The sequence below is a fragment of the Synechococcus sp. UW179B genome, from assembly GCF_900474245.1.
Classification (GTDB): domain Bacteria; phylum Cyanobacteriota; class Cyanobacteriia; order PCC-6307; family Cyanobiaceae; genus Synechococcus_C.
Window position 1 is genome coordinate 137,328 of record NZ_UCNZ01000002.1, and the last position, 17,846, is coordinate 155,173.

Sequence of the window (17,846 nt, forward strand, 5' to 3'; positions counted from 1 at the left end):
TTAAAAAATCTCCGCCGGATCGGCATCCACGAGTCGACGCATGGCAAGACCAGCGGAGAGCATGCACATGATCAAAATCATGCTGAACACACTCACGGCCCGCACCGTGTTCATCGCCACGGGCAACTGGGTGGCATTGCGCACCAGCCAGTACAAGCCCTGACCAGCGGCATAAGCGGGTAGATAACCAAACAGAGCAAGCAACAGGCCTTCTCTGACCACCACTCCGAGCAAGCTGTTGAGCTTGTAACCCATGGCCATCAAGGTGGCGTATTCGGGCAGATGATCGCTGACATCTGAATAAAGAACCTGATACACAATCACGCAGCCCACCACAAAGCCCATTGCGGCACCGAGGGTGAAAATGAAGCCGATTGATGTACTTGTACGCCAATAATTTTGCTCGAAATCGATGAATCCTTGCTTGGTCAGCACTGTGACATCGGCGGGAAGTTGGGATTGGAGGCGTTGCGCTACCTGCTCCGCATCACTCCCATCTTTTAAGCGAACTAATCCCACTTCGATGCTTCCCGAAGGGGTATTTGGAATTAAATCCAAAAATGTTTCGCTGCTCGTTAATAAGTTCCCATCAGCACCAAAGGACGCTCCAAGGCCAATCAAACCGGCTACGCGAACTCTTTTGCCAGCAATTTCGCTTTCAACGGTGCGTCCCTCCCGAAACCATTGAGCAACAGGACCAAATTCTGCTCGCGATTTTTCGTCAAATAAGACGCGGCCTTTCTGGGTGAGCAGCTTGGCTTTTGCTGCCAATGTTGGGTCGGTAAAGAGGGGATGGTTGGGTTCAAACCCCAGCGCAAGAATGGATCGTGTCCCCAGGGTTTCGGGATTTCTCCAAAGCAGCAGATTCCAGTGGACGGGCGTAATTCCCTCCACTTCAGGAGCGGCCATGGCCTGAATCAGTCGCCTGCGGGGGAAGCCGGCCATGCTCACGGAACTGGTGGAGCGCGGGCTGATCAACACAATGTCTGCATCGAACAGACGATGCACGGTGACGCTGGCGTCAAACAAACCGTCGCGAAAGCCCAGCTGCATGAACATCAGAATTCCGGCGAAGCTGATGCCTGCCAGAGCAACCGCTAAACGCACGGGTTGGCGGATCAGCATCAAGGATGCCAATGGAATCCTGCGCCGCTGCCAGAAGGCTCGGATCATGGGGTCTTGAAGCGGGCTATCACTTTCAAACCAGAGAGTTGCGTCACTCTTTTTTCCGACTCTGGAGAAAGAACCACATCCACTTCAATCACCCTGGCATCGGCATCTCCGGTGGGATCGGTGGAAAGAACTTTTCGCTGTCGCACCTGCGGAGTGATGCGCTCGACACGCCCCTCGAGTGTTCCTTTAAATCCGCCGTTTTCGCTGGTCAGGGTGACGGATTGGCCGATTGAAATTCGATTGATATCCGACTCGTACACCTCCACCAGGGCCTCCATGGTTTGGCTGGCTCCCACCTCCATCACACCGTCGCTGCCCGGACGCTCGCCGACGCGGCTATGAATTTTGAGCACGACGCCATCAATGGGAGAGAGCAGTTCGCTTTCAGCAAGGTCGGCCTCGAGGCTTCGTCGCTTTGCGCTCAGCTCGACGCCTTCCCGTTGAAAGCGTTTGAGCTCATCTTGTTTTTCCTCATAGAGCACCATGGCAGCTGCTCCCACCTTGGCCGCGGCTGCATAGCGGGAAACCTCTCGCTGTTGCAGTTTCACTTCGAGCGCAGCCGATTGGATTTGGGCGTCCACCTCAGCCATTTCGGCTTCGATTTGGGGTCGGTTATCAAAGATTGCCAAGGGTTGTCCCTTGCGAATCGGGTCCCCTCCCTTCACCAGTAAGGCGGCAATGCGCGGAGTACCACCAAAGCCACTCACCGGAGCCGCCAAGCGACGGACTTCTCCTGCTGGCTTGAGTTGGCCGAGGGCAGCAACCGCTTCCGGTGCACGTACTTTTTGAACCGCGGCAGCGGGTTGGACTTTCGTTGCCGGCCGGCGCGTGATCCAGACACCGGCTCCGACAACGGCAGCTCCGAGCACCCCAACCATCACCCATAGAGGTAATTGCTTCATGGAAGAGGTGGAGGATCGTCGAAGAGCATTTCCTCGATGTAGCGATCGGCCCAAGCGCTTCCGAAAGCTTTCTCTAAGACGCGTCGGGTCTTGTCGTTGCGTTTCTGTTGCCGGCAATAGGAGAGTTGGCCTTGATGACGATCGATCGTAGGGAGTGAATCAAGAGCATCGGGAGCGGTTGCCAGAATCGCTTGGCGCAGGATGTTGAGATAGTCAGCTACAAGGTCAACGAACCAGGTCTCTTCTTGCTGATCAACGGGTCGAATGAATTTCACATAGGGGGAAAAAATGGTTCCCCACGCGGGCAGGTCTCTTACCTGCTGAAACGGCGGTAATTGAAGAGCACTGAGCGGTTGACTCACCGCCTCTGGTAAGGCTTCGCAGACAGGGGAGAGATCAACGATCGCCGCTGAAATTCCCGCTTTGCTGGCAACAATATCGGCACCAAATACGGGTAGGTCGAACCTCGGATCTGGAAAAAAGACGCAGTGGAGGATCTGCAATCCCATGCCTAGGCGAGCAATCTCAAGGTGGAGTTTGCGGAGACCAAGGCATTGATGCAGCTCGTTGCGAATGAAGAGCGTTTCACCATCCAGCATGCCGCTGATCGCCTCCAATGCTGGGTCTACAGCGAGAGGAGAGAGGTCGGGGAGAGCTGTCCGGCACGTGCGAATTTGCTCCGCTAGGGAGGTCACCAGCGGATGCAATTCAAGACCGTTGGTGGATTCGGACATCAGTCCAGCGAGGGACAGAACAGAATGGGACTTTGACACGGGACCCTGAACGAGATCGCCTCCGGCCCTGGGCTGCAGCATCAGCTCTTGAAAAACGGTTGTCGAACCGTGAGTGCCCTGATGCCAGACGCAGACCTCACCTGTCTCGACTTTTGGTGTCGAGCTGGAAGTACCTGGGAAGACCAAGGGGAAGAGGGCCTTGCCCACTTTTTAGAACACATGGTGTTTAAGGGCAGTGCAACGTTGCAGGCCGGTGAATTTGATCGTCGGATTGAGGCCCTTGGTGGCAGCAGCAATGCGGCTACGGGTTTTGATGATGTGCACTTCCACGTTTTGGTGCCTTCCAGCTGCGCTCAAAACGCCCTCGACCTGTTGCTTGACCTTGTGCTGAATCCGGCGCTGAGGGAGGACGCCTACGGCATGGAGAGGGATGTGGTGCTTGAAGAGATTGCTCAGTACCGAGATCAACCCGACGAGCAGGTGTTCCAAACCTTGTTGTCTCAAGGCTTTGGACAGCATCCCTACGGCCGTCCCATTCTTGGTTGGGAGAAGAGCTTGATCGATAGCACTCCAGAGGGAATGCGCCAATTTCACAGCAGGAGGTATCGCGGCCCCAACTGTTGTTTGGCCATCAGTGGCGCTGTGACAGCGAGTTTGTTGGAGCAGATCCACTCGAGCCGCCTCTCCGAGCTTCAAGGCGATCTTGACCAGGGGGACAAACGTGCATCCGCCTCTCGTTCGCTTGCGTTTCAAAGCGGACGACAAAGCACCCGATTCCCTCGCCTGGAAGCAGCACGGTTGCTGATGGCATGGCCGATGGCGACAGCCAACGATCAAGACAGCGTGATGGGCGCAGACCTTGCAACGACTCTTTTGGCCGAGGGAAGGCGGAGTCGATTGGTGCAACGGTTAAGGGAAGATCTACAAATCGTGGAATCCATTGATATGGACGTCACGGTGATGGAACAGGGAAGTGTGGTGATGTTGGAAGCCTGCTGCCCAGAGGACCAGATCGATCAGGTTGAAGCCGTGATCGAGGAGGAATTGAGACGGGCTTCGCTGGAAGCCATCGCTAGTGAGGAGCTGCATCGGGCACAGCAATTGGTGGGAAATGGCCTGCGCTTCAGCTTGGAAGCGCCTGGATCCGTGGCTGCCATTGCTGGATCCCAATCCCTATGGGGGCGAACCCAAACGTTGTTGTCTCCGCTCAGCCATATGCAGACCTGGACGGTTGAACGCTTGCAACACTCCTTGCTACCGCTTTTGCAACCTGATCAAGCCTTCACTCTGTTGGCCTTACCGGAGGACTCGGAGTGAGCACAACCGATTTGGTTTTGGATCCGGTTCAGACACCAGGTGTGTTGGCTGCCAAATTGTGGATCGGACGTGGAAGCGCTGCTGATCCAATCGGCCAGAGGGGAGCGCATCAGCTGTTGGCATCCGTCTTGACTCGCGGCTGTGGCTCCCTTGATGCCATGCAAATAGCCGATCTCGTGGAGGGTTGTGGCGCAGGTCTGCGCTGCGACACCAACGAAGATGGCTTGCTGATCAGCATGAAATGCCGGGATCTCGATAGCTCCCAATTGCTTCCCCTCTTGGGCTCGATGGTTCATGAACCCCATCTGCAAGCCGATCAGGTGAATCTGGAGCGGGAGTTGAGCCTTCAGGCGTTGCAGCGTCAGCGAGAAGACCCTTTCCATGTGGCCTTTGATGGCTGGCGGCATTTGGCCTATGGCGAGGGCCCCTATGGACATGACCCCCTGGGTGTTGCGGAGGAGTTGGAGCAACTGAATGCTGAGTCTCTAAGGCCGATTGCTACATCGCTCAGCGCCGAGGGAGCGATTTTGGCGTTGTCGGGTTCGATTCCAGCTGGATTGTTGGATCAACTTCAAGCGGATGGAATTTGCCCTCAATCCAAATCAATGGAATCGGATCTGGCCGCTCAGGATTCTCTTGATCAAGCACCCCTTCGTGCGAAACAAACCGTTCACCTCCACCCTCAGGCCACCGAACAGGTTGTGCTGATGCTGGGTCAGCCAACGCTTCCTCACGGACATCCAGATGACCTTGCCCTGCGCTTGTTGCAAACCCATCTGGGTACTGGCATGTCGAGTCTGTTGTTTCGCCGGCTTCGCGAAGACCATGGCGTGGCCTACGACGTAGGCGTTCACCATCCAGCAAGGGCCAAGGCCTCACCATTTGTTCTGCATGCATCCACCGCTGTTGATAAGGCCTTAACCAGCTTGGATTTGCTGATGATGAGTTGGAAGGAACTGATGGAACACACGCTTGTCAGCGCGGACCTCAATCTGGCGCGTGCCAAATTTCGTGGTCAGTTGGCCCATGCCTCGCAAACAACAGGTCAGAGAGCCGAACGGCGAGCCCAGCTCAGAGGCCTTGGCTTGCCCGATAACCATGACCATCGCTGTATGGAGGCTATGGAGACTCTCGATGGCACTGCACTGCGCTTGGCGGCTTCTCGTCACCTGGCTGATCCGCTTCTCAGCCTCTGTGGACCACAAGCGGCTATCGAATCACTGGCTGATCGATGGCAACAAGGGCTTGGCAAGCGCTGAGCGTCCAAAATCTTCCACCTGCCTTAAAACAAGCGCCTAACTCCTTCGGCCAAAGATCTTTCGCAAGCGACTTGATGGATTGATTTTTGATGGAGTTTTTTGTGAATGAGAAAAATAGATTCACGATGGCTGCATCTTGTTTTGCTGTTTGCAAATATTTTTAGATGTCTGTGCGGATTGTTTCTTTTGTTGAAAATAGTTGCAACTTTAATATGGATGTTGTCACTGTCTAGATCTATTGATTCTGGAGCATAAAAACTGTTTTGAAGGTTTAAGTTATTATGGTATTGCTGATATTATTATTTCTAGTTGTCGTAATGGCAGCCAATTCTTTTGTGGGTATTGAAGGCCTCTTTGGAACTCTTTGTTGGTGTCTGTGGGTTGCTGTATAGATCGATAGCTTTCAGGTACTGATCCTTGGTGATGATGCCTTGCATATAGATTTGACAAATCCCTGAAAGGGTTGAGGTCAAAGCGAAGAATTCACAGAACTCTGTATCTTCACGGCAAAGCTTCTCCCCCCGCCTTTCCCACTCACTGGTCTCAGCCGCTATCAATGGTGAAGTTGTTGCGAGAAGAAGCATCAGTCCAATTTTTGGAAGGCGCATCATCTTTAAATTCATTTTTCTAACTATACCCTATCTTCGTCCCACATATTAATTTAGCTGAGAAGTTGGGTGGGTTCGAGAATAAAGAAAGGAGTTTGTGGCAAAGGTTTTGAAATGGCTCGTGTTGTGAGGCGAATTTGCCATGCATGATGGTTAGGAGAGTTGATAGCTTCTGCATTTTTTCGAGAGCTCTGAATGTTTTGTTGTTCCTTTGTTCTGTGGTCGTCACGGCTATATGATTAACCATGCCTCAAAACTGTAAGTTGCCTTCTGCTCAGTGAATGCGGTGAAAGATTCTTTTTGAGGTGGTCGTGTTGATCGATAAGTCCCCAGGATTTTTTAGACCTGTCATCACTCTCGTTCATGCATGGTGATTGCGACGTGCTCTCGCTTTTCCTGCGCTCCTGAGTGAAATGACTCACGGCATGGGTCGTAACACGTCAAAATGTCTACATGAAAAATTTACTCTTCAAGCTCATTGGCCCGCTCTTTGCGGCAATTGGCGTTTTTGGTCTCGCGGGGTCAGGAATTATTTGGAATTTCTTGGGGCGTTCACTTGGTCTTCCCAGCACGATGGCCTCTCTTCTGTCATTGATGCTGGGGTTTGTGCTTCTCCGTCCGCTCGCTCGTACGCCGGCATCTCCTTCCACCTCAACCACGTCAACGTCTTCTCAGACGGAAACTCTTGTCGGGGACGTTGATGTCGACTCGACTGAGGCTGTTCCCGCCCCAGCACTGACAACAGCAGAATCAATTGCTCAAGAGCTAGCGGAATCGCAAAAATTGCTTGATGTAGCTCCTCAGGTTAATTTTGCACCAAAAATGTTGTTGCCCGGCCAAGGTTTGCCTAATCGGAGGCGTCGTCCAGGTGCATCGCTCAAGCGCTACAAAACCATGGCAGGTGAGTTGTTTGTAACTAAATAACTCATCAAAATCTCACTTTTTGCTGGGCATGGATGATATCTGTCTTGTGTGATTAAATTTTTTTGATGATTGATCGGTGTTTTTGATTAACGTTGCGGTTTTATCTTTTGGTTAGGGATAATCGGCCTGTTTGCGATAGACCCATCCTTTAGTTCGAGGGCATGAGTTCAGAGCGGAGAGATGAGTTGGCTTTCAGGCGTTTTTTGAATATGTTGCTAAAGAGTGTTTATGGTTATCGGCTCTTCGTTATGAAAGAGATTCTTCTATTTGCAGTTGCCACCATAGTGATCGGTCCCTGCGGTGTGCCTGGGCCGGATCAGCGACTCAAGAGGCGATGGATGAAGAGGTTGCAACCAGTAGGGCCTTGTCCAAAGTGCCAGAGGGGAAAAAAGTAACCGGTACCTCATGCACATCCATTGAGATCGGCATGGGAGGCGAAACCTCTTATCGCTGCACAGCGACCTGGGAGTGAGCCCAGAGCAAGGCATGCCGCAAAAGTCTTTTTTGCCAGCTCGCTTTAGGGAGACACCACAGGTTTCAGGGCGATTCGCTCAGCTTTCTCATGGGGTTTTGCTGTGATCGCATTGCCGTCCTGCCGATTCTGCTAGAGCGGGGTTCCAAGGGATGGGATCGATCACACCGAAATTCTTTTGCACGATGAAGCGTCCGCTTGGATCTGCTCGACCCAGTAGGGAGAGTTTGCGCAGATGCTGCGAGGGCATGATGGAAAGCAATCCTTGAGGGGCTTCAAAACGTGTGCCGATCAGTGCTTTGCGTACCTTGGTTGGATCGGTGCTGTTAGCGGTTTCAGCGGCTTTGGCCCAGAGATGCACAAGGCTGTAGCCCGCTTCTGCTGGATCATTGATCACACGGTGAAAGCCATAGCGTTGTCGAAACCGTGCAGCAAACTCTTTGGATGCCTCTCTGTTCAAGCTTTGGAAATAACTCCAGCTGGCGTAACTTCCGCTCATGTTGTTAGAGCCGATCGCGATCGCCTCTTCCTCTGATACCGACAGGCTGAGCACGCTCAGGTTTGGATCGCCGATGAGCCCAGCCTTGTTGAGAGCCTGGAAGAAAGCGATATTGCTGTCGCCATTGAGTGTGTTGATGACGACCACTGGCTTCGTCGCACGAGCCTTAGCAATCGCTTGAATGAGTGGTTCCACGGCTTGGCTCCCTAGGGGTAGGTAGAGCTCATCAATCACCGTGCCCCCTGCCTGAGTGACCTGGACGCGGATGATCTGATTAGCGGTTTTTGGGTAGACATAGTCCGAGCCAATCAAGACCAATTGCTTGCTTTTGTTGGCGAGCATCCATGCCACGGCCGGTGTGGATTGCTGATTGGGAACGGAGCCGCCGTAGACCACAAATGCTGAACATTCCTGCCCCTCGTATTGAACCGGGTAGAACAGCAGCCCACCTCTCGCTTCGAAGACAGGGATCATCGCCTTACGACTAGAGGAGGTCCATCCACCGAAAACAGCGACAACGTTTTGCGTATCGAGCAACTTGGCGGCTTGCCGAGCAAACGTTGCTGGATCCGACCTTCCATCTTCTTCAATCGCTTTCAGGAGGACACGTCGCCCATTGAGGTTGAGGCCGCCGTCAGCGTTGATTTCCTCGATCGCCAGTCGTTCCGCCTCAGCGACCGTGTTTTCTGAAAGCGCCATGGTGCCGCTGCGTGAATGCAGAATCCCAACATTCACACTGCTGACAGGTTGGCTCGACGGGGAGTTGTTGCAAGAACTCAGCAGCGAGGCCCCGACTAGTCCGGTGAGCCAGAGCAGGCGTCTCATCGCACCCCCCAACTAATGAATCCGGTTAAACCCAGAAGAGAGAGCGAGATGATTTGGAAGGTTAAATCGGCTCGATTGATCATCTTGATCGCCTTGGGTTTGTCGGCCTCAGATGCTGCTGCAAAGCTGTTGTATCCCCACGTGAATAAGGCGAAGAGCGCCATGGAGATCAGATAGCTCGTTGTGAAGAGGTCGTCGAGAAAGGTGGTGTAGGGGATCTTGGGAAGGGATGCGTGATACGACTGCTGCAAGAAAATCAGGGTGAGCAGAGCTGTGGAGGGGATGGCTAGGCGAACGTCGGAGAGCGTTCCTTCCACCGATGGTGCCATCAGCACGATTGAGTTGATGATCATCAATGGGATGATCCAATTCACAATGCCGGGCCAAAGATTGCTCTGGTAGTTCAGCTCTAATCGAACTTGCGCGAGCGTTGGTCTGTACCAGGTACCGAGTTGGTTCGTCGCCTGACGGAGGTACGGCGTGAATGAAACGCTTTTGAGTTCGTAACCACTGAGGGATCCCAGAGCACCTACTAATCCGTAGGGGGTTGGTTCCGGTAAAAGGCGAATGTCCGCGTATTTCTGTGATGTCCAGCGAGGTTTGAGCTCAACGATGATTGGGAGTCGAAGTACATCGAATGGATCACGACGGAAATCAACCGCATCGTCATAGAAACGGCTGGAAAAGTGATAAGACTGTTGATGGCGCCCCCCAGACAGTTCCGTTGGGGTTTTGGTTGTTGGCTCAAATGTGGAGTCCCAGGTTTCGATTCTGTTTGTTAGATGGATTAGTTCTGCTGGATCTGTGTTGTTGGCTTTGAGCAACTTATCGACATTCGGAAGCCACTCCAGCCAAATTTCCCCATCTGCGGTGAAGGTGCGTGAGTGCAGATTGAGCTCGTATATCTTCTCGAGATTGATTCCTGCGTAGATAAAGGGGTGCTGCTCCAGCAGCTCCGCCGACATCGTGACCTCCTCTAGCCCCGCCGGGGTCTCGATGGGGGGTTTGGTGGCGGTTTCGGTGGTTTGGTGTTGCCTTGCGCTCTGGTTCGGGGGGATGAGAGGCCCTCGGTTCGTGAGCACGAAGCCCATGGCCAGTGCCGCAAGCACAATCAAAATGATGAACTTACGGCGATGACGCCATCCTTGGCGTGACCAATCCGGGGAATGTCGTGAGAACCGGCCCATAAGCTGTCACTCTTTGTTCAGCATGACGCCTTCTGGCGATGGCGGCGTCTTTGGCTTGCTAATAGAGACCAACGGCAACGTAGGGCTGTTGCTCCAAGCTTGTGGAGTGATTCTGCAGGGAGGGATCATGATTTTCGAGGTTGATCAGTAATGGAATTGTTTTGCTTTTTGCATCTTGCCTCTCATGCCCTCTTCATCCTTCCAGGATCCATCCTGTATGAGTTTGTTTTCATAGCCTTCAAATAATCTTTGCTTTGGTACGTATTTGCAAAGGCGTGAATGGACTTTTATTTTTTTGCTTGGATTTCTGGCTGCAAAATCCATCCTGGCTTTGTTTCAGTCATATCTGTCTTTAGCCGCTTTCAGTTTTTCTTTCTCGGTTCCGTGAAATTGAGAATGAGGTTCGGGGTGTTCAATCCCAAACCTTGAGGCCTCTTCGGCGATGTTTGTCTTTGTTTCGTAAATCAGGACTCTGCCTTCATCTTTCCAGTCTTCGCATTTTCCAAATGCGCGTGCTTTTGATGAAAAAAAGTCTTTCTCTTGTTCTAGTTCAAATCCGGACACGCCCATGATTGCGAGGATGAATAAGAGTATTTTTACCGATTTCATGACATCCCTTGCTTGATTTCATACTATACTCAAAGATGTGATTGTTGACTATCAACTATTTTATTGCCGTGAAGCTTTATGACCTGGTTGAAGTCATATCATCATGGGGGATACTTTCTTTTGGGTGTTGTTATAGAAAGAGTGCTTCATTTCTTAGGATTTTCTCATTATGGCTTGATGAGGGTCACTCTTGTGGCCGCTCTCGTTCTGTGCGTTTTGCTTTCTTGGTGGATTCATCGGCTTGAGAATAAGTAGGTGGGGTATGGAGTCGATCGGTTCTGTCGCAATGAATTTGTTTGGTTATTATGTTTTCAGGAAGTGTGATTGTTGTCTATTGAGCTTTAGAAAACTGCTGTTGGCGGGACAGATCGGTTGTCTTTGCGGCCTTCTCGGTTTTCATTGCTTTTCAAAAAGGACCATTTGCTTCCGGATCAAGCGGATGTGTATGGGATAAACCTGCTTGGCGAATCGATGCTGCTGATGCAACGTCAATCCAGATCACAAAAAAGCCGGCCTTAGAGGACCGGCTTGATGAATGGGATTTGAGTTTTTGTTTGAAATCGGAGCGGCGGGATTTGAACCCACGACCCCCACTACCCCAAAGTGGTGCGCTACCAAGCTGCGCTACGCCCCGTCAGGAGGAAGCTATCACAGCGCATTCCCCCCTTTGTTGAAGCGTGCAGACCGTCTCAGCAGGCGGTCTGTCAATTCGCTTCGGCTGTCGCTGCTGTATCCCCAAAGGCGCAAATTCTTGGCAAGGAGGCGCAACTCACAGAGCGTCATCGAAGCCAACTGGAGCTCCGGCAGTGTGCGCCAGGCTCTGCTGGTCATCGGCATTGCTGAGCGGCTCGGGCGCTCATTCAAGGCAAGCGTTCCATCGGCCAGCCATTCAGGAATGAGCACAATTAAAACGGCAATCAAGCCATAAAGCTCTACCAATCCCTTAGGCAATGGGTGTAGCCGACGGCGCTGGCGTGGGTCAGGTGAAGGCTTCACAAACCTCTTCTAGGTGCCTTGGTGGATCTCAATAATCTAAGTTTCACATTCAAAACTCTGTTTGTGATCAAATCGCTAAGGAGCTTTCGCTGGGCGAGGATTGCTCCTTCCACAGCAACGGCTCCGCGTTGTTGTTATTCGGTCTCAGACTGAAGATCAAAGCGAACACCACAACGAGGGTGAGAGCAATGGCTGCCATGACGACCCTGTCTGGCAAGGCGTTATTCATGGGTTTAGGCCCTCAGAGAAATGGGGCTGTTGTCACCGCGCAAAACACAGTGACTGATGGACCAGTCGTAGTGGCTCCAAACAGTGCTTGGGAGTTTGTAATTGGCACCAGGGAAGTCACCAAGCAAGACACCGCTTGGCATGGCTGAGCAATACGGCCTGCTGCCCGGCCTGGCCAAGTATTGCTGGTGGTACTCCTCGGCTCTAAAAAACACTTGATCGGAAGCGATTTCCGTTGTGATGGCAGCATCACCTTGATTGTTTAAGGCTGCCTGATACCAATCACGGCTTGCGATTGCTAGCTCTGCTTGCTGTTCCGTGCTGGTGTAGATCGCTGATCGATACTGGCTGCCTCGGTCGTTCCCCTGTTGATCGCCTTGGGTTGGGTTGTGGCATTCCCAAAACAGCTTGAGGAGATCACTGAAATCAATCGCCGTCGTGCTCCAGACCACTCGCACCACTTCCGAATGGCCTGTGCGTCCACTGCAAACCTGTTCGTAGCTTGGATTCTCGACTTTTCCGCCTGCGTAACCAACTGCTGTTGACACCACACCAGGCAGTCTCCAAAAGCCTTTCTCAGCTCCCCAGAAGCAGCCGCAACCAAACAGGGCTTCCTCCTGATCGTCCATCAAAGGCGCATTCAGGGCAGTGCCAAGCACGACATGCCGCCCTTGATCGCTGGACGGCTGTGACGGTGTTGTCTGTCCGGTAAGCCAGGAGGGCAGCATCGCGATGAAGTCAGTGCCGAAACCCTAGGCAACTGATTTGGGTTCCAGTTGAATGTGGTTCAGCAAGGTCGTGACAAAGGCGAATAGAAGAAAGGGCAAGCTCAACACAAGAATCAGCCCTACACCCACAAGCGCGAACAACGGCTTGGATGACCCCATCAGAGCCAGGCCAGAGGCCAAACTCACAAAAATCACTGCCATCCAGGCCAAAATCTGGCCGTAGATGTCGCCGAAGGTGAGGGTGCAGCGCACCGCGAAGGGAGAGCTGGAAGACATCGCTAAAACCTTTTGAACTAGCTAAGCCCCGAACGCCACATTTGTCGTGGCTTTATGGATAAGCGTTTCATGTTTCAAGCCACAGCATCCAAGCGTTCGGCAGCCTGCTCCCGCTCCCAAAGGCTGCGGTAGGGGCCCTTCACCGTGATGAGTTCGTTGTGATGACCTTGCTGGACGAGGCGTCCCTGCTCCAGAACAAGAATCCGATCGCAAGCCGCAGCTGCCGACAGCTGGTGGCTGATCATCACAATGGTGCGTTGCGTTTGCCGACGGACGGACGCGAGAATTTCAGCGGCGGTGTTGTTGTCAACGCTGGCTAAAGCGTCATCCAGCACGAGCAACGGTGAGGTCATTAACAACGCTCTACCAAGGGCCGTCCGTTGCCGTTGGCCTCCACTGAGCGTGATACCTCTTTCCCCCACCAAGGTGTCAAAACCATCGGGGAAACCCTTCACATCATCCAGAAGTCGGGCTTGATCAGCTGCTGCTTCCACCCGATCCATGCCTGCTTCTGGATCTCCATAGCGGAGGTTGTCGGCAAGGCTGCTTGTAAACAGATAGCCCTCCTGGGGCACGAGCGCAATTTGCTCTCTGAGGTCTTGAAGCCGGAATTGGGTGAGATCGCAGCCATCTAAAAACAGCTGTCCCTCCGGGACTTCCACCATGCGACCCAGGGCTCGGGCAAGAGTGGTTTTTCCGCAACCAACAGGACCCACAACCGCCACCAATTCGCCTGGGGCAATCCGGAATGAGAGCCCCCTCAAGGTGTCTTGATCACTTCCGTCGTAACGAATATGCAAATTCCTTGCTTCTAGTTCGCCCAGCATCTTTTCTTTAACATCGACAGGCTCCAATGGATCTGCAACACGGGGACGGCGCGAAAGGAGCTCTTCGACTCGCTCCAGGCTGACCTGACCCGTCTGAAAGGTGTTGAGCGTGAAGCCCAATAAGGCCGTTGGAAAGACCAGTCGCTCCACATAAAGGATGAGAGCAACCAAGCTGCCAATGGTGAGTGCTCCTCGCTCCAACTGCCCACTGCCAAGGGCAATCAAGAGCAGCAAGGAGATGGAAGAAATCCCCTCTAAAAGTGGAAAAAGTGTGCTGCGGGTTCGAGCCAATCGAATGGCCGAATCCCGGTAATTTTGATTTCGTGTGCCAAAGGCATCCAGTTCCTGAGCCTCTTGTCCGTAAATCTTGATCGCTGCAATGCCGGAAAGATCTTCTTGAATGAGTTCACTGAGACCCGCCAAATCTTCCTGTTGGCGTCGCTGTTGGCGCATCATCCGGCCGCCAAACAAACGCACAGATCCGAGCATGACCGGATACAAGGCGATCGCTGCCACGGTTAGTCCTGGATCAATGGCCAACATCGCTGGGAGCGTGAAGGCGTAAGCCAAGACGGTGTTGGTCAGGCTGAGGACGGCAAAGCCAAGAAGCCTTCTTACGTTTTCAACATCGCTTGTGGCACGGCTAATAATTTCGCCGCTGCCGGTTTGCTGCACCCAGCCGGGTTCCTGCAGCAACATTTGATCGAATAACTTTTGGCGCAATTCCACTTCAACTTGCCGCCCAACCCCAAACACCAGCTGACGCGAAATCAGCCGCGCAATCCCCATGCTTGTGGCCAGCAACACGATGAAGCCGGCTTGACGGAGCACGTCGGAGATTGCGAACCCGTCTTGTAGGTCATCAATGACCCTTCTCACCTCAAGCGGGATGGTGACGCTGAGAATATTCACCACCACCAGCGTTAGGGCTCCCACCACAACCGTGCGACGGTGCGGACGCAGATAGCGACCGATCAAATCGAGACGGAAGGCGGCCATGCCTGGTGCAGAACAGCTATCAACCTAGGCATTCGTCTTGGTTAGAAGTTGGTCTGCAACCGCTGACTTCGAGAGTCATAGCTAGTTACTTCTCTATCTGGTCATTGCCTGGTTTGTGGGTGATAGTGGAGATGTCCCCATCATCCGGCCCGGCGTGCATCTGCACACCGGGCTTTTTTCTGAGCAGACACTTCAATCGCGTTTCTCTCATGGTCACTGCATCAGCGTCCTGGCCCCAACTTCTTGAGCAGTTGTTGGGAGGGAACGTCCTGTCCAAGGAGGATGCTTCTGCACTGATGGAGGCTTGGCTGGCGGAAGAGCTCACGCCCGTTCAGACCGGTGCATTTCTTGCGGCTTTGCGCGCACGCGACGTTCAAGGCACGGAACTCGCCGCGATGGCCCAGGTTTTGCGCAAGGCGTGTGCGCTTCCAAACGCGAAACCAAACCTTGCTCTTGTCGACACCTGTGGCACAGGTGGAGATGGAGCTAATACCTTCAATATTTCAACGGCTGTTGCCTTCACAGCGGCGGCCTGTGGGGCCAATGTCGCCAAACATGGCAACCGCAGCGCCAGTGGAAAGGTCGGCTCCGCCGATGTTCTTGAGGGATTGGGATTGCAACTCAAGGCTCCATTGGAAACAGTGGTTGGAGCCTTATCTGCTTCGGGAGTGACGTTCCTCTTTGCTCCTGCATGGCATCCAGCACTCGTAAACCTTGCTCCGCTTCGCCGCAGTTTGGGGGTGCGAACGGTTTTCAATCTGCTCGGCCCTCTGGTGAACCCACTCACCCCAGAGGCGCAAGTTCTCGGTGTTGCCAAAATGGACCTGTTGGATCCGATGGCGGAGGCCTTGCAACAACTGGGGCTCAAGCGTGCCGTGGTGGTGCATGGCGCGGGAGGGCTGGATGAAGCCTCGCTGGAGGGAGCGAATCAAATACGCATTCTTGAGAACGGAACGATTCGTTCCGATCAACTCAGCGCCTCTGATGTTGGCTTGACCTCTGCTCCCCTGGAGGCCTTAAAGGGTGGGGATTTGGTGACCAATCAGCAGATTCTTGAGGCGGTCTTGAAGGGTGAAGCTCCTGCTGCGCACCGGGATGCCGTCGCCTTGAACACGGCGCTGGTCCTTTGGGCTGCAGGCCTTCAGTCTGATCTGTCCAAGGGTGTTCAACAGGCTTTGACAAGCTTGGGGGAAGCGCAGCCGTGGCATCGACTTGTGTCTCTCCGCGATGCCTTGGAAGGTCGCAAGGAAGAATGAAGAGGCCATGGCTGACACTCGCTTCTGCTAATGACCGCTCTTAACCCATTCACAGCGCGTCTGGTCCTGCAGGACGGCACGGTTCTCGAGGGCTTTGCCTGTGGTCAGCGCGGCAGCGTGATCGGCGAGGTGGTGTTCAACACCGGAATGACGGGATACCAAGAGGTCCTGACCGATCCCAGTTACTCAGGTCAGCTGATCACCTTTACCTATCCGGAGATCGGCAATACGGGTGTCAATTCAGATGATCAAGAGGCGGATCAACCTCACGCCCGGGGCTTGATCGTGAGGCAGCTGGCCCCTCAAGCGAGCAACTGGCGCAGTCAACAATCTCTTCCTGAATGGATGGAGCAAAACGGTGTGATCGGAATTCACGGCGTGGATACCCGAGCTCTGGTGAGGCACCTACGCGAATTGGGCCCCATGAACGGAGTGATCAGCAGCGATGGTCGCCCAGCTCTTGAGCTTTTAGAGGAACTCAAGCAAGCCCCTTCGATGGAGGGGCTCAACTTGGCTGACCAGGTGTCGACCCCAACCGCCTACCAGTGGACGAAGCCCTGCGGCGTCCCGTTTGATCAACGGTTCCAAACGCGTCCTGAGCGCCCTTATCGGGTTGTAGCCATTGATTTCGGGATCAAGCGGGCGATTCTTGAACGACTGGTTAGCCACGGCTGTGACCTAACCGTTTTGCCCGCTAACACCGATATCAAGACCGTGCTCTCCTACGAGCCTGAAGGTGTTTTTCTGTCCAACGGACCTGGTGATCCAGCGGCTGTGCAATCGGGCATCACCCTGGCCCGCAATCTTCTGGAGCACAGGCAGCTGCCGATGTTTGGGATCTGCCTGGGGCATCAAATTTTGGGATTGGCCCTCGGGGGCACAACCTTCAAGTTGGCCTACGGCCATCGTGGCCTCAACCACCCTTGTGGCAGCACTGGTCAGGTGGAAATCACGAGCCAAAACCACGGTTTTGCTCTTGATGCAGCGTCCCTGCCTGCGGACCAAGTAGAGGTGACGCATTTCAACTTGAACGACCGCACCGTGGCGGCCTTGGCCCATCGGAATCAACCGGTGTTTGGCGTTCAATATCACCCTGAAGCCAGCCCAGGCCCCCACGATGCAGATCATCATTTCGCCCGATTTGCAGGCCTGATGGCTGATCGCCGTTGATTCGAGATCAGATCGTGGTGAGAAGGAGCCAATCTCCCTAGTATTTATCGCAACAGAATTCCGGGGGATTAGTCCCATTACTGAACTGCAGCGATTAACCGTTTCGCTTCGGGGTGGCTTCGAGCAAAAGGGTGGCTGTGTGGTGTTTCATTTCACCGGTCAGCTTGATGCCTATTCCGAGAGTCAGTTCATGACCTACGTGACTGATGTGCTGAAAACGAATAAGTCCCCGGCCGTGATCGACCTCGTCAAGGTTGATTTTCTCGACTCTTCTGGCTTGGGCGTTCTTGTTCAATTTGCCAAGCAATGCAAAGACTCCAAACGACGTTTTGCAGTTGTTGGCAATGCCCGCGTTGTTCAAACCGTCAAGTTGGTGCGACTTGAGGAATTTCTCCACCTCGTGGAAGATCTGGATAAGGCTGTTAGCCAATTTGCAACTTGAGTGACTGGATTCGTTCTCAGTTGCCCCAAGAGCCTGAGCGTGATCTTGGATCGTTACAGCTCGCTTGGCTGGGGGATGCTGTTTGGGAACTGCATCATCGACTGAGATTTTGCAAAACTCCAGGACGATCTCAGGATTTACACCAAGCCGTTGTGTCTCTCGTTCGGGCTGATGCACAAGCCGCTGCGTTAGAGAAACTTGAGCCATTTTTGACCGACCAAGAACGCGATTACGTAAGGCGTGGACGCAATCGGGCTGGCCGGGGACCCAAGCGGGCTGATGCTGGCGTCTATGGAAGAGCAACGGGATTTGAGACAATGATTGGCTGGCTCTTTTTGCAGAATCCGGCGCGGCTTGCGCAGCTCTTGGATCGACTCGAGGAGACCGACACCGTCCTGTAATAACCACCCCTGCT

The 17,846-nt window shown here is 53.5% G+C and carries 20 protein-coding genes and 1 tRNA gene; 7 read left to right on the top strand and 14 right to left on the bottom strand.

The annotated features are described in order from the left end of the window. From devC to DXY38_RS01755, 3 genes are read right to left on the bottom strand one after another with little or no spacing between them, the layout of a single operon-like run. Positions 1–1,173 carry an ABC transporter permease DevC gene (gene devC / locus DXY38_RS01745; protein ID WP_115070198.1) on the bottom strand — a complete coding sequence of 391 codons (1,173 nt, stop codon included), beginning with the start codon at positions 1,171–1,173 and terminating at the stop codon, positions 1–3. Then, positions 1,170–2,075 carry an HlyD family efflux transporter periplasmic adaptor subunit gene (locus DXY38_RS01750; protein ID WP_115070199.1) on the bottom strand — a complete coding sequence of 302 codons (906 nt, stop codon included), beginning with the start codon at positions 2,073–2,075 and terminating at the stop codon, positions 1,170–1,172. The genes devC and DXY38_RS01750 overlap by 4 nt, the downstream gene beginning before the upstream one ends. Next, positions 2,072–2,809 (bottom strand): phycocyanobilin:ferredoxin oxidoreductase, encoded by a 738-nt coding sequence (locus tag DXY38_RS01755; protein ID WP_038013755.1) that lies wholly within the window; start codon positions 2,807–2,809, stop codon positions 2,072–2,074. Before DXY38_RS01755 ends, DXY38_RS01750 begins: the two co-directional genes overlap by 4 nt. A 120-nt stretch (positions 2,810–2,929) precedes the next feature. Here DXY38_RS01755 and DXY38_RS01760 point away from each other — a divergent pair, with 120 nt between their 5' ends. Both DXY38_RS01760 and DXY38_RS01765 read left to right on the top strand, forming a co-directional pair. After that, entirely contained in the window at positions 2,930–4,126 is a 1,197-nt protein-coding gene (locus tag DXY38_RS01760; protein ID WP_115070200.1) for a pitrilysin family protein, read from the top strand. After that, positions 4,123–5,385 carry a pitrilysin family protein gene (locus tag DXY38_RS01765; protein ID WP_115070202.1) on the top strand — a complete coding sequence of 421 codons (1,263 nt, stop codon included), beginning with the start codon at positions 4,123–4,125 and terminating at the stop codon, positions 5,383–5,385. Before DXY38_RS01760 ends, DXY38_RS01765 begins: the two co-directional genes overlap by 4 nt. A 305-nt stretch (positions 5,386–5,690) precedes the next feature. Here DXY38_RS01765 and DXY38_RS01770 read toward each other — a convergent pair whose 3' ends face one another. Next, a complete protein-coding gene (locus tag DXY38_RS01770) occupies positions 5,691–5,993 on the bottom strand; it encodes a hypothetical protein (RefSeq protein ID WP_206749670.1) in 303 nt (100 codons plus the stop codon). 453 nt (positions 5,994–6,446) lie between these two features. On the opposite strand from DXY38_RS01770, the gene DXY38_RS01775 reads away from it, so the two are divergent. Next, the gene (locus tag DXY38_RS01775; RefSeq protein ID WP_115070204.1) at positions 6,447–6,917 is read left to right on the top strand and encodes a hypothetical protein; all 471 of its coding nucleotides are present in this window, start codon (positions 6,447–6,449) and stop codon (positions 6,915–6,917) included. Positions 6,918–7,477: 560 nt separating this feature from the next. Here DXY38_RS01775 and DXY38_RS01785 read toward each other — a convergent pair. From DXY38_RS01785 to DXY38_RS01820, 10 genes are all read right to left on the bottom strand, one after another. Next, positions 7,478–8,713: an urea ABC transporter substrate-binding protein gene (locus tag DXY38_RS01785; RefSeq protein ID WP_115070206.1), complete on the bottom strand. Its 1,236-nt coding sequence runs from the start codon at positions 8,711–8,713 to the stop codon at positions 7,478–7,480. Next, positions 8,710–9,822: a hypothetical protein gene (locus DXY38_RS01790; RefSeq protein WP_244278975.1), complete on the bottom strand. Its 1,113-nt coding sequence runs from the start codon at positions 9,820–9,822 to the stop codon at positions 8,710–8,712. The genes DXY38_RS01785 and DXY38_RS01790 overlap by 4 nt, the downstream gene beginning before the upstream one ends. A gap of 222 nt (positions 9,823–10,044) precedes the next feature. Then, positions 10,045–10,224 carry a hypothetical protein gene (locus tag DXY38_RS13445; protein WP_136988000.1) on the bottom strand — a complete coding sequence of 60 codons (180 nt, stop codon included), beginning with the start codon at positions 10,222–10,224 and terminating at the stop codon, positions 10,045–10,047. Positions 10,225–10,236: 12 nt separating this feature from the next. Further along, positions 10,237–10,470 carry a hypothetical protein gene (locus DXY38_RS01795; protein WP_136988002.1) on the bottom strand — a complete coding sequence of 78 codons (234 nt, stop codon included), beginning with the start codon at positions 10,468–10,470 and terminating at the stop codon, positions 10,237–10,239. Between the two features lie 599 nt (positions 10,471–11,069). Further along, positions 11,070–11,143, bottom strand: a tRNA-Pro gene (locus DXY38_RS01800). A gap of 14 nt (positions 11,144–11,157) precedes the next feature. Beyond that, complete coding sequence (locus DXY38_RS01805; RefSeq protein WP_006852898.1) at positions 11,158–11,505, bottom strand: hypothetical protein; 348 nt, start codon at positions 11,503–11,505, stop codon at positions 11,158–11,160. A gap of 67 nt (positions 11,506–11,572) precedes the next feature. Further along, positions 11,573–11,734, bottom strand: coding sequence for a hypothetical protein (locus DXY38_RS13615; RefSeq protein ID WP_006852897.1), 162 nt, complete (start codon positions 11,732–11,734; stop codon positions 11,573–11,575). A gap of 4 nt (positions 11,735–11,738) precedes the next feature. Continuing rightward, positions 11,739–12,461 (bottom strand): peptide-methionine (S)-S-oxide reductase MsrA, encoded by a 723-nt coding sequence (msrA, locus tag DXY38_RS01810; RefSeq protein ID WP_115070211.1) that lies wholly within the window; start codon positions 12,459–12,461, stop codon positions 11,739–11,741. Positions 12,462–12,485: 24 nt separating this feature from the next. Beyond that, complete coding sequence (locus DXY38_RS01815) at positions 12,486–12,737, bottom strand: hypothetical protein (RefSeq protein ID WP_006852895.1); 252 nt, start codon at positions 12,735–12,737, stop codon at positions 12,486–12,488. A 74-nt stretch (positions 12,738–12,811) separates the two neighbouring features. Beyond that, positions 12,812–14,563 carry an ABC transporter ATP-binding protein gene (locus tag DXY38_RS01820; RefSeq protein ID WP_115070213.1) on the bottom strand — a complete coding sequence of 584 codons (1,752 nt, stop codon included), beginning with the start codon at positions 14,561–14,563 and terminating at the stop codon, positions 12,812–12,814. Between the two features lie 209 nt (positions 14,564–14,772). Here DXY38_RS01820 and trpD point away from each other — a divergent pair, with 209 nt between their 5' ends. The 4 genes from trpD to DXY38_RS01840 all read left to right on the top strand — a co-directional run bounded on the left by trpD (position 14,773) and on the right by DXY38_RS01840 (position 17,832). Beyond that, positions 14,773–15,819 carry an anthranilate phosphoribosyltransferase gene (trpD, locus tag DXY38_RS01825; protein WP_115070214.1) on the top strand — a complete coding sequence of 349 codons (1,047 nt, stop codon included), beginning with the start codon at positions 14,773–14,775 and terminating at the stop codon, positions 15,817–15,819. 30 nt (positions 15,820–15,849) lie between these two features. Then, a complete protein-coding gene (gene carA, locus DXY38_RS01830) occupies positions 15,850–16,989 on the top strand; it encodes a glutamine-hydrolyzing carbamoyl-phosphate synthase small subunit (RefSeq protein ID WP_115070215.1) in 1,140 nt (379 codons plus the stop codon). Positions 16,990–17,074: 85 nt separating this feature from the next. Beyond that, the gene (locus tag DXY38_RS01835; protein ID WP_071778017.1) at positions 17,075–17,431 is read left to right on the top strand and encodes an STAS domain-containing protein; all 357 of its coding nucleotides are present in this window, start codon (positions 17,075–17,077) and stop codon (positions 17,429–17,431) included. After that, on the top strand, positions 17,428–17,832 hold the full coding sequence (locus tag DXY38_RS01840) for a ribonuclease III domain-containing protein (protein WP_006852890.1): 405 nt from the start codon (positions 17,428–17,430) through the stop codon (positions 17,830–17,832). The genes DXY38_RS01835 and DXY38_RS01840 overlap by 4 nt, the downstream gene beginning before the upstream one ends. Positions 17,833–17,846 lie beyond the last annotated feature (14 nt).

Bases quoted from the DNA above. Each gene is read 5' to 3' on its own strand.
- devC (WP_115070198.1), bottom strand. From the start codon at position 1,173: ATGATCCGAGCCTTCTGGCAGCGGCGCAGGATTCCATTGGCATCCTTG.
- DXY38_RS01775 (WP_115070204.1), top strand. From the start codon at position 6,447: ATGAAAAATTTACTCTTCAAGCTCATTGGCCCGCTCTTTGCGGCAATT.
- DXY38_RS01760 (WP_115070200.1), top strand. From the start codon at position 2,930: ATGCCAGACGCAGACCTCACCTGTCTCGACTTTTGGTGTCGAGCTGGA.
- DXY38_RS01785 (WP_115070206.1), bottom strand. From the start codon at position 8,713: ATGAGACGCCTGCTCTGGCTCACCGGACTAGTCGGGGCCTCGCTGCTG.
- msrA (WP_115070211.1), bottom strand. From the start codon at position 12,461: ATGCTGCCCTCCTGGCTTACCGGACAGACAACACCGTCACAGCCGTCC.
- DXY38_RS01755 (WP_038013755.1), bottom strand. From the start codon at position 2,809: ATGTCCGAATCCACCAACGGTCTTGAATTGCATCCGCTGGTGACCTCC.
- DXY38_RS13615 (WP_006852897.1), bottom strand. From the start codon at position 11,734: ATGAATAACGCCTTGCCAGACAGGGTCGTCATGGCAGCCATTGCTCTC.
- DXY38_RS01815 (WP_006852895.1), bottom strand. From the start codon at position 12,737: ATGTCTTCCAGCTCTCCCTTCGCGGTGCGCTGCACCCTCACCTTCGGC.
- DXY38_RS01820 (WP_115070213.1), bottom strand. From the start codon at position 14,563: ATGGCCGCCTTCCGTCTCGATTTGATCGGTCGCTATCTGCGTCCGCAC.
- DXY38_RS13445 (WP_136988000.1), bottom strand. From the start codon at position 10,224: ATGGATTTTGCAGCCAGAAATCCAAGCAAAAAAATAAAAGTCCATTCA.
- carA (WP_115070215.1), top strand. From the start codon at position 15,850: ATGACCGCTCTTAACCCATTCACAGCGCGTCTGGTCCTGCAGGACGGC.
- DXY38_RS01750 (WP_115070199.1), bottom strand. From the start codon at position 2,075: ATGAAGCAATTACCTCTATGGGTGATGGTTGGGGTGCTCGGAGCTGCC.
- trpD (WP_115070214.1), top strand. From the start codon at position 14,773: ATGGTCACTGCATCAGCGTCCTGGCCCCAACTTCTTGAGCAGTTGTTG.
- DXY38_RS01795 (WP_136988002.1), bottom strand. From the start codon at position 10,470: ATGGGCGTGTCCGGATTTGAACTAGAACAAGAGAAAGACTTTTTTTCA.
- DXY38_RS01770 (WP_206749670.1), bottom strand. From the start codon at position 5,993: ATGCGCCTTCCAAAAATTGGACTGATGCTTCTTCTCGCAACAACTTCA.